Origin of the sequence: Geminicoccus flavidas, assembly GCF_009806515.1 — a bacterium.
GTDB lineage: Bacteria > Pseudomonadota > Alphaproteobacteria > Geminicoccales > Geminicoccaceae > Geminicoccus > Geminicoccus flavidus.
This window is the reverse complement of record NZ_WUJP01000567.1, coordinates 1-10,335: the sequence shown is the minus strand read 5'-3', so window position 1 is coordinate 10,335 and position 10,335 is coordinate 1. Positions and strand designations below refer to the sequence as shown.

The following is a 10,335-nucleotide window of genomic DNA, read 5'->3' as shown; positions in this document are numbered from 1 at the left end:
GTGCTCGGTGGCCGCCTCACTCCTGGGCGCCGGTCCGTCCGTCCGTCCGGCCCGCCCCGCGAGGTAGGCCTGGATCCGCGGGCATGGGACCCCGCCTGCCGAGAGCAGCATGTATAGATGAAGAAATTTTTGGGACCGGTTAGGATTGTGCGTTTGGGAAATGGTGTGCCCTGCAGGGTGCACCGAGCGAACACTCTACCGAGAAGGTCAGGCCATGAAGATGGACTTGATGAGCGTCTCTGCCGCCGCACTGCTGACTGCGGCTTCGGCCGGCGTCGCCATGGCGCAGACCGAAGGGGCGCCGAACCAGCAGACGGGCGACCGCTCCGCCCAGGCGCAGCAGTGCCGCGATGACCTGCAGGCCCTTGGTCAGCGGATGCAGGAGGAGGGTTACTGGCTCTCGGGCTGGCGCGGCGGATTGGGGGCCGGCGCGATGGCTCCGGCCGGCGGCGCCACGCCGGCCGATGTCCCACCGGCGGTCGACGCTCCGCCGGCCGGCGACGGGACGGCCGCGACGACACCGCCCCCGGTCGACGGAGCCGCAGCCGGTGCGGGCCAGGAGGCCGGTTTGCCATCCCAGGCACCCGTGACCCCGTGGGGCGATACTGGCTGGCAGACGCGGCCCTCCGAGGAGATCGGCACGCTTTACCGGGCGGCCGGCATCCTGGCGCAGCGCGGCGACCAGCAGGGCTGCCAGACCGTGCTGAACGCGACCCAGGCGGTCTATGAGGAATATGTCGGACGGCTGCAGGAACTGGGCGTGAACCCGGACGAGGTGACCGGCTGGCGCCAGGAGCAGATCGTGAACGCGCGCCCGATCAACGAGGTGGCCGCCTCGGTCCAGACCGATGATCTGGTCGGCACCGATGTCCGCAACGCCCAGGACGAGAATCTGGGGCAGGTCGAGGACATCGTGGTCGATCCAGCCACCGGCCAGATCCGGTATGTGGTGATCGCGAGCGGCGGCTTCCTCGGGCTGGGTGCGCGTGACGTGGTGGTACCGTGGAACCAGTTGCGGGCAACGCCCGGCCTGGAGACCATCCTCCTGCCGGTGAGCCGGGACGCCATGGAGCAGGCGCCGGAATTCCGCGGGCAGGGCGACAGGGCGCAGGAGCTGGACCAATACTGGTCGCAGGCGCTGGGCGATCAGGCCGTGCCGCAGCAGGGTCAACAGCAGTAGGCTAGTGCGGTCCCGTGGCGGGCCGCAGGTGTGGTGGTCCGTCCGGACCCTGGAACCGGCCCATAACCCCGGCGTTGCTCGAAGCAAGGGCAGCCACGCGGGAAGAGGCGTGATGATGACACCCAAGCGGGGCAGGGTGGTGCTGTTCGTGCTGGCGGTGGCATCGGCTGGACCGCTCGGTGATCCGTAACACTTTGTGGCTGCTCACCGAGCAGCCGCAGCGCTGGCGGCCGGTGGCCACCATGGCCATCGCCCTCCTGCTGCTGGGCGCAGCTCCGGTCCTGGCCGCCGACCCTGACAATCTCCCGGCCCTGCGGGAGCAGGCCCTGGTCGCGGCGAACGCGGACCGCGACGAGCATGGGCTGGCGCCGCTAGAGCTGACGGAACCGCTGAACCAGGCTGCCCAGGCGCATGCCCGCGACATGCTGGCGCGGAACTATTTCGCCCACGAATCGCCTGACGGGCGCAACGTCCAGGACCGCTACCGGGAGCATGGTGGGCCGGAGGGGCGGGTGGTCGCCGAGAACCTCGCCCAGTGCACTGGCTGCCCGGCCGAGATCGATGCGGCCCGCATCGAGGCGCTGCAGGAAGGGTGGATGAACAGCCCGGGGCACCGGGAGAACCTCCTCACCCCCGAGCTGGACCAGTTCGGCTACGGCATTGCCGTGGAGGGTGACCGGCTGGTGGCCGTGCAGACCTTCTCCGGGCCAAGCCGCTCGCCGGGGCAGGCAGAGGGCCAGCCGGCCCGGCCAGTGTCGCAGGACGAAGCCGGGGCGCTGGTGCTGGAGCTGGTGAACGCTGCCAGGGGTCAGCGTGGCCTGCCCGAACTGGCCGCGAGCGACGTGCTGGACGCCGTGGCCGGCGCGGTCCTCCCCGAGCCCGGAGTCGAATCCGCCATGCCGGCGGACGACCTGGGCACAGCGCTGCCGGCGGAGGAACGAGAACGCTGGGCTGCACTGGCCTTGAGCTCGGCCGGCTGCAGCGGCTGCGGGGCCAAGCTCGATGCGGCCGATGCCGACTGGTTCAGCCGCCAGTGGCTGGACGGTGCCGAGACCGGCCAGGTTCTGCTGAGCCCGGACATGACCCATCTAGGGTTTGCGGCGAAAGCCAACGGCAGCGGCGGCAAGAGCGCGGTGACGGTGCTCGGTCGCCTGCGCACGGATCGGTGAGCTGCGGGGTGGATATTATCCTCAGGGTTGTGACCCGTAGGATGTATTCGCGCGACGCGACGCATGGCAGGATCGTGGGCAGATATCCGGTCCACAGGACCTCTTGCCAATAGGTTCAGTCATGGTTCAGGCGCTTGGCGCGGTGCATACCGGGGCTTCCACCCCGTTCACCTTCATTCTCGACCAAGTCGATCCGGGCGAGCGGGTGCGCAACGCGCTTTTGGGCGGGACCAGGCTCGGTACGGAGGAAGCCGGCAGCGGGCTGGTGGTCAGCTACAGCTTTGCCGGGCCCGGCTCCACCTGGTCGGCCGAGTATGACGGTAGTGTCGACGCGGCCAACGTGGTGACGATGGGCAGCGCACAGCGCGCCGCGATCCGTGCAGCACTCGACCATGTGGAGCAGTTCGTCGACGTCCGGTTCGTGCCGGTCGCGGACGGTGCCGCCAGCGTGGGCGTCCTGCGCTTCGCCCAATCGGCCAGTGCCGGCGGCGCCTACAGCTTCCTGCCGCACGAGAGCCCGGTTGCGGGCGACGTCTGGCTGCCCTGGTGGTTCGGCACGCCCAGTGAGGACCTCCTGCCGGGCGGCAGCGACTACATGACCGCCCTGCACGAGATCGGCCACGCGCTGGGCCTGAAGCATCCCCATGAGGGCAGCCGGAGCATGGCGCTCGGCGAGGACTGGCTGGGCGGCACGCTGATGAGCTACCGCGTGTTCCCCGGCGACGCGCCGGCGAGCGGGAGTTGGCCGTTCGTGTTCCCGGACGGGCTGTCGGCCTATGACGTCGATGCGCTGCGCTTCCTCTACGGCGCCCGCGCCCATGCCACCGGCAACGACGTGTACCGGTTCGAACAGGATCCGCTGATGCTGACCACGCTGGTGGATGACGGCGGCACCGACCTGCTCGATCTCGGCAATCAGGTGCGCAACGTGCAGGTCGACTTGCGCCAGGGGGCCTGGAGTCTGGTGGGCTGGGAATATTCCTGGTGGGGGCCGAACGGCGACTACGCGGAACTGCCACGCTCCCTGCGCACGGCGTTCGGCACGATCATCGAGAACGCCAATGGCGGCAGCGGCAACGACCGCATCACCGGCAACGGGGCAGACAACGTCCTGGCCGGGTTCGACGGCGCGGACGTGCTGATCGGCAATGGTGGCGACGACCGGCTGCTAGGCTTGGGCGGCAGCGACCAGCTCTTCGGCGATGTCGGTGCTGACCTGCTCAATGGCGGCAGCCTCGCCGACGTGCTGGACGGCGGTGCCGGCAATGATCAGCTGTTCGGCGGGGACGGCCGGGACCGGCTGGGCGGCGGTGCCGGCAGCGACGTCGCCCATGGCGGCTCTGCCAACGACATCCTGGCGGGCGGTGCCGGGGACGACTTGCTGGGCGGCGGTGCCGACGACGACCTGCTGAACGGCGGAGCCGGCGATGACGTGCTGACCGGCGGGAGCGGGCGCGACCGGTTCGTCCTAGAGCCGGACGCCGATGGCAGCGACCGGATCACCGACTTCCAGGCCGGCATCGACCAGATCCTCCTGCGCGGCGGCTACAGCGTCGGCCAGTTCCTGGCATCGACGACCACCAGCGCCGGCAACACCTCGTTCGCCCTGGTCAACGGCCACGACGTGCTGCTGGTGGGGGCCACGGGCGTGCGGGCGGACTGGTTCACCTCGTGAACGCAGCGGTGTCGGGCGGTCAGGCGACCAGCGCCCGGCCGCTCGTGCTGACGAAATCGAGCTGGACGACGATGTCGTTATAGTCGAAGTCGGCGCCCCGCATGTCCTCCCAGCCCCAGGTGTTCAGGCCGTAGTTCCAAAGATGCGCCACCTGCTGGCCATCCTCCGGCTCGTTCGCCTGGGCGAAGCCCCAGAACTCGCCCTCCTTGTTGCTCAGCCGCATGGCGATCAGGTCGCCGTCGTCCACGTCCAGGATGCTGGTCTCGAGATATTCGCCAAAGCCTGGGCCGCTGATCCAGCGCTCGCCGGACCCGGTCTCGTAGCCGCGCTCCAGGCTCGCCTCGGCATAGCCGGCATCGCCCGGCGCCAGGCCGTCGATCGTGCCGAGCAGGTCGTCGACCTCGTAGAACAGCAGGGAGGACTCCAGCTTGCCGTTCTGGCGGACGCGCACCACCGCCTCCTGGCCGTCGGCATCGCCGGCGGTCTCCGCGACCGCGACCGAACGGGCCACCCGCAGCGCGCTGTCGAGGTCGGCCGTGGTGTAGTCGACGAAGCCGTACTCGTTCGAGAGCGCCTCGCGGAACCTGGCCGCGTCCTCGCCACCGATGCCGACACCGAGCTCGTCGCCCTGCCTCGCATCGATCTGGAGCGCCTGGCCCTGGCTCGCCTCGTCGAACAGCCGGACGAGGTCCGCGGAGAAGTCGCCCTGCAAGGCCTGCTGGGCGAATTGGCTGCTCCAGGCATGGGGCGAGCCGGGTGCGCCGTTCCAGCGATAGCCATCCCCGCCGCTCTGCAGCTCTAGATCCAACGCTCCGGCCAGCGAAGGCTGCAGCAGGAGGGACTGGTCCAGGGCACTGCTGCCATCGTCCAGGTCTAGCACGCCCGGCTGCGCCGGGCCGGACTGGCTGTGCGCGATGGTGGTGAGTGCCCGGGTCAGGAGCAGCCCGTTGGGCGAGCCCAGCCCGGTCACTAGGTCGTAGCCGGGACCCGCCTCGTAGCCAAACCCGGTCGGCACCGGCGTCTCGTCCGAGAACTCGTCGAGCGGCGGCGCGTTGACGTGGCTGGAGGTGTTGTTGCCGAGCTGGATGTCGTTGAAGGCCCCTGGCGCCACCGTGGCGGCGACATAGAGCAGGTCGTTCATGTAGCCCAGGCGCGGCAGGCCCTGGTCGTCGAACACGGCATTGATCTGGGCGCCGAGCGCTGCCCAGAACGGCGCGGACGCGCTGGTGCCGCCGCCTAGATTGTCGAAGCTCTGCAGGTCGTCGGCCGGGGTGAAGTAGTAGAGGTTGCCGCCGGCGGGTGCCGCCACGTCCGGCACGCCGCGGCCGGTCTCCTTCAGCGGGTCCGTCGTGGTCGGCGTCAGTCCGGACGCCTCCTGGTACCAGGGCGTGGGCTGGTTCGGGTCGACGCCGCCGGCCGTGGCCGCGTTGGAATCGTAGCCCGGCAGCAGCCGGTCGCCGGAGCGGAAATACTCGTTCCAGACGGTCTCGACGAGCTTGGCCGTGTCCGGGGCGTCCGCGGGCAGCTCCTGCAGGCCACCGGCCACCAGGAGCTGGAGCAGGTCCAGCTCGCCGTCCTCCGCACGGGCTATCAGGTCCTGCAGCGTGTCGTCGGCGGCAGCCGCCGCGACCGTGCTGACTGAGGTCCCGCCGACTGCCACGGTGAAGGGGCTGGAGCTGATCGATTCCACATTGGTCAGGCCGTTGCCGATCAGGCCGCCGGAACCGCCGTCGCCGAGGGCGATGAACACGGACTGGCCGCGCAGCGCCGCGTCGACGAACAGTCCCTGGTAGGCGGCCGCGAACGGCGAATCCGGTGAGGGCATCGAGAAGTCGCTGAACGAGGACGACAGCACGCCCGGATCATGCCGCTCGTCCCAGATGGCGCTCTGGTAGGCGGTGAACACGGTGCCGTTCACGCCGCTGCCGGCATAGAGCCCAATTTCGCTGTTGGGTGCCGCACCCGCGACCACCCCGACATCGAGCGAGCGCTCGGTCGCCAGGTCCGGGTCCCACGCCTGCTGCGCCGCGTTGACCACGTAGTACCGCCCGGCCCCATCCAGCCCGATCTCCTGGCGGTAGTTGTCCAGCCCTTCCTGGAAGCTGATCGCGGAATCCTCGGGCATGGCTGCGCCGATGCCGGGTTCGATCAGGCCGATCCGGCCGGTCTCGACCTCCTCGTCCGTGATGGGGAAGTGGAACAGCTCGGCTATCTCGGCGGGCGAGCGGCTCTGGATGGCGCCCGTGCCATTGCCGATGCTCTGCGCGCCGTCGGGCAGCTCCACCTCGCCGTTCACCAGGCCGCTGGCGGCATCCGGGGCGCCGAAGTCGAACCAGATGCCCTCGACCGCGCCGGCCAGCTCGTCTGGCAGGGAAAGATCGCCGTTCCAGAACAGGAAGGAACTGGCCGGGTCGTCGGCATCCGCCACCATCAGCTTGGTGCCGAACAGCTCGTCGAACTGCCGTGCATCGAGCTCGACCCAGACCGTGCGCGATTCGGCGGACGCGACGTAGCCGTCCTCGGCATCGAGCAGGCGGTAGCCGGCTGCCGAGAGCTCCGCCGCCACGCCGGCATGGTTTGCCGGATCGGCGCCGAAGCTGGACCAGAGCGAGCCGTCCGCCTTCATCTCGGCGAGCTTCGCCTGCCGGGTGGCCCAGTCGGCGGCGAGCAGGGAGGAGGGATCTTCGGCCCGTTCCAGCGTCAGCGCCACCCGCACGGTGGTGTCGGCCGCCGCCTGCTCGATCGCGGCAGCATCGAGATCGAAGACCTCGGCGACGCTGGTCTTGTCGGTGGCACGGTAGGAGGTCAGGTCGAGATAGGTGGAGTTCTCGATGGTCGCCAATGCCACGTCCTCGGGATCTTCAACAGAAGCGAAATTGTAATTCGTGCGGCCGCAATCAACCGTCGGCTGGCTACTGGATCAAGGCACGGCTGCCTCCTTCACCAAAGCTTCACGAGATCGGGATGTCTTCCGCAGTGCTGACGTGAAGGCCCGGCCGCTGCCGCACTGCGGCATGGGTCCGGAGGAGCGACGCTGCGATAGCCCGGATCGCCCTGCGCTGCCACCTTGACAGATCGGCCGGCAGCATCGCTGAACTCGCCAAGCCCGCCCCGGAGGAACCATGTCGATCTCCCGCCGCAACCTCGTGTCCGCGTCGGCCCTCATCCCAGCCCTGAACCTGGTCCGCCCGGCCCTCGGTCAGGAGCGGCTGAAGGTCGCGGGCATCCATACTGTGCCGGTCGAGAACGCCTGGAACTCCCGACTGCACGAGGCGCTGGTGAACGCGAACAAAGCCGGCACAATTGAGTATGTGTTCAGCGAATCGGTCGCTAACACCGACTATGTCCGGGCGATGCGCCAGTATGCCGAGCAGGGTGCCAGGCTGGTCGTGGGCGAGGTCTATGGCGTCGAGCGCGAGGCGCGCCAAGCGGCCAAGGACTATCCGGAGACCAGCTTTCTGATGGGCTCGTCCTTGAAGGCGCAGGAGCCCAATCTCGGCGTGTTCGGCACCTGGAACCACGAGGCCGCCTATCTGTGCGGCATGCTCGCGGCGGCCGTGTCGAAGACGAACACCTACGGTGCGGTGGGCGGCTACCCGATCCCGGAGATCAACCGGCTGATCAACGCGTTCCGCGCCGGCGTGGCTCGGGTGCGGCCGGACGCGAAGTTCATGGTCCAGTTCATCGGCACCTTCTTCGACCCGCCCAAGGCCAAGGAGGCGGGCATGGCCCAGATCGATGCCGGTGCCGACATCCTGTTCGGCGAGCGGATCGGCACCGCCGATGCCGCCAAGGAGCGGGGTGTCCTGGCGGTGGGCTCCTTGCTCGACTATGCGCCGCGCTATCCAGGCACGGTGTTCGCCAACGCCCTTTGGATCTTCGACCCGATCCTGGGTGCCGCGGTCGCCGACGTGAAGGCCGGCACGCCAGCCGGCAAGGACTACAGCCAGTTCAGCTTCATGCGCTTTGGCGGCAACGACGTCTCCTTCGATCCGCAGATGGTGCCGGTCGACGCGGTGGCGGCAATGGAGCAGGTGCGCGCCGAGATCAAGTCCGGCGCATTCGAGGTCGAGATCGACGATTCGCAGCCGACGTGAGCCCGGTCCTCGAACTGACGGGGATCACCAAGCGGTTCGGCACGCTCCTCGCCAATGACGGGATCGACCTGACGCTCGGCCGGGGCGAGGTGCTAGCCCTGCTGGGCGAGAATGGGGCCGGCAAGACCACGCTCATGAGCATCCTGTTCGGCCACTATGTGGCCGATGCGGGGACGGTCAGGGCGTTCGGCCAGGTCCTGCCGCCGGGTGATCCGAAGGCCGCGATCGCGGCCGGGATCGGCATGGTCCATCAGCATTTCACGCTGGCCGCCAATCTGAGCGTGCTGGACAATGTCACGATCGGCACCGAGAAGCTCACCGCCTGGCGCAGCCGGCGCGGGGCGGCCAGGCGCCGCCTTGTCGAGCTGGCGGAGCGGTTCGGGCTGCCGGTCGACCCGGACCAGCGAGTCGGGGAGCTGTCGGTCGGCGAGCGCCAGCGCGTCGAGATCCTGAAGTCGCTCTACCGCGATGCCCGCATCCTGATCCTGGACGAGCCCACCGCAGTGCTGACACCGCAGGAATCGGAGCGGCTGTTCTCCACCCTGCGCGGCATGGCGAGGCAGGGGCTGAGCCTGATCTTCATCAGCCACAAGCTGCACGAGGTGGTGGCCCATGCCGACCGGGTGGCTGTGCTGCGCGCTGGACGGCTGGTGGCCGAGCGGCCGGCCGCCGGCGCCTCGCGCGCCGAACTGGCTGAACTGATGGTGGGCCGGCGGGTCGTCCATGCATCCAGGGTGCCGCTCGAGCCCGGCCAGAGCCTCCTGCGGCTGGACGGCGTGCGGGTCGAGGCCGGCGGCCGGCGCCTGCTGGACGACATCGCGCTGGACCTGCGCGAACGCGAGGTGCTGGGCATCGTGGGCGTGGCCGGGAACGGCCAGGACGCGCTGTCCCGGCTGTTCGCCGGCACCGCGCCACAGCCGGCCGGCCGGATCGAGCTCCTGGGCCGGCCGGTGGCGCGCCTGGACCACGCCGCCCTGACTGCCGCCGGGCTCGCCCACATCCCCGAGGACCGCCACCACGAAGGCGTGGTCGGCGACCTGCGTCTCTACGAGAACGCGGTCCTGGAGCGGATCCGCGACCGGCGCTTCTCGCGGCTGGGCCTGCTGCGCCGCCAGGCCGCCCTCGACCACGCGGCCGGCCTGATCCGGATGTTCGACATCCGCGGTGCCACCCCCACGACCCGGACCCGGCTCCTGTCCGGCGGCAACATGCAGAAGCTGATCCTAGGGCGGAACCTCGTGGAGCAGCCCAGGCTGATCGTCGCCAGCCAGCCGACCCGGGGGCTGGACGAGGGGGCGGTGGCCGAGATTCACCGGCGCCTGCTGGAGGCGCGCGGCAACGGAGCAGGGGTGTTGCTCATCTCCGAGGACCTGGACGAGATCTTTCGCCTGGCCGACCGGGTCCAGGTGATCTTCAAAGGGCGCCTGTCGGCCCCGCTCGCGATCGAGGCGGCGAGCGAGGCGCGGCTCGGCCTGATGATGGCGGGGGAGGACGGCGATGCGCCTCGAGCGGCGTGAGCGGACCCCACGCCTCCTGCTGTTGGCGGCACCGGTGGCGGCGATCGTCACCGCACTGGTCCTGTGCAGCCTGCTGATCGGCCTAGCCGGGGCGCCCGTGCTCGCCGCCTATGCCACCCTGTTCCAGGAGGCGCTGGGCAGCCGGCTCGGCATCACCGAGACGCTGACCCGCGCCACGCCGCTGATCCTGACCGGTCTGGCCGCCGCGGTCGCGTTTCGGGCGCGCTTTTGGAACATCGGCCTGGAGGGCCAGTTCTATCTCGGCGCCATCGCGGTGGCGGCACTGGGCTCGGCCGATTGGGGCTGGCCGCCTAGCCTGCTGGTGCCGTTCCTCCTCCTGGCCGGCGCCCTGGCGGGTGCCCTATTCCTCCTCGGCCCGGCCCTGCTCAAGCTGCGCCTGGGGGTGGACGAGGTGGTGACCACCCTGCTCCTGAACTTCGTGGCGATCCTGCTGGTCTCGCTCCTGATCGAAGGGCCGATGAAGGATCCGCTGGCGTTCGGCTGGCCGCAATCGGTGCCGGTGACCGAATCCGGCCTCCTGCCACAGCTCCTGGCGCGCACCCGCCTGCATCTGGGCTTCGTCCTGGCCCTGCTGGCCGCACTGGCGATCGCCTTCCTGAATGCCCGCACCGTGTTCGGCCTCTCGGCGCGGGCGGTGGGCCTGGGGGCGCCGGCGGCGCGCCATGCCGGGATCCCA

At 69.8% G+C, this 10,335-nt stretch carries 7 protein-coding genes; 6 read left to right on the top strand and 1 reads right to left on the bottom strand.

The window, feature by feature from the left end; genetic code table 11:
- Positions 1-214: 214 nt before the first annotated feature.
- From EQG76_RS16255 to EQG76_RS16245, 3 genes are all read left to right on the top strand, one after another.
- Positions 215-1,180, top strand: a complete 966-nt coding sequence (locus EQG76_RS16255; protein WP_159715314.1) for a PRC-barrel domain-containing protein — start codon at positions 215-217, stop codon at positions 1,178-1,180.
- Between the two features lie 179 nt (positions 1,181-1,359).
- Positions 1,360-2,349: a CAP domain-containing protein gene (locus tag EQG76_RS16250; RefSeq protein ID WP_159715313.1), complete on the top strand. Its 990-nt coding sequence runs from the start codon at positions 1,360-1,362 to the stop codon at positions 2,347-2,349.
- A 121-nt stretch (positions 2,350-2,470) separates the two neighbouring features.
- Entirely contained in the window at positions 2,471-4,024 is a 1,554-nt protein-coding gene (locus EQG76_RS16245) for a M10 family metallopeptidase (protein ID WP_159715312.1), read from the top strand.
- 19 nt (positions 4,025-4,043) lie between these two features.
- Here the strand turns inward: EQG76_RS16245 and EQG76_RS16240 are convergent, their stop codons facing one another.
- Positions 4,044-6,866 (bottom strand): S53 family peptidase, encoded by a 2,823-nt coding sequence (locus EQG76_RS16240; RefSeq protein WP_159715311.1) that lies wholly within the window; start codon positions 6,864-6,866, stop codon positions 4,044-4,046.
- 280 nt (positions 6,867-7,146) lie between these two features.
- Here EQG76_RS16240 and EQG76_RS16235 point away from each other — a divergent pair, with 280 nt between their 5' ends.
- The 3 genes from EQG76_RS16235 to EQG76_RS16225 all read left to right on the top strand — a co-directional run.
- Positions 7,147-8,121 carry a BMP family protein gene (locus tag EQG76_RS16235; RefSeq protein ID WP_159715310.1) on the top strand — a complete coding sequence of 325 codons (975 nt, stop codon included), beginning with the start codon at positions 7,147-7,149 and terminating at the stop codon, positions 8,119-8,121.
- Entirely contained in the window at positions 8,118-9,638 is a 1,521-nt protein-coding gene (locus tag EQG76_RS16230) for an ABC transporter ATP-binding protein (protein WP_159715298.1), read from the top strand. The genes EQG76_RS16235 and EQG76_RS16230 overlap by 4 nt, the downstream gene beginning before the upstream one ends.
- The coding region (locus EQG76_RS16225) for an ABC transporter permease (RefSeq protein ID WP_159715296.1) at positions 9,619-10,335 on the top strand (717 nt) is incomplete at its 3' end. The genes EQG76_RS16230 and EQG76_RS16225, both read left to right, overlap by 20 nt.

Coding starts and splice junctions, on each gene's coding strand:
- EQG76_RS16255 (WP_159715314.1), top strand. CDS start 215: ATGAAGATGGACTTGATGAGCGTCTCTGCCGCCGCACTGCTGACTGCG.
- EQG76_RS16245 (WP_159715312.1), top strand. CDS start 2,471: ATGGTTCAGGCGCTTGGCGCGGTGCATACCGGGGCTTCCACCCCGTTC.
- EQG76_RS16235 (WP_159715310.1), top strand. CDS start 7,147: ATGTCGATCTCCCGCCGCAACCTCGTGTCCGCGTCGGCCCTCATCCCA.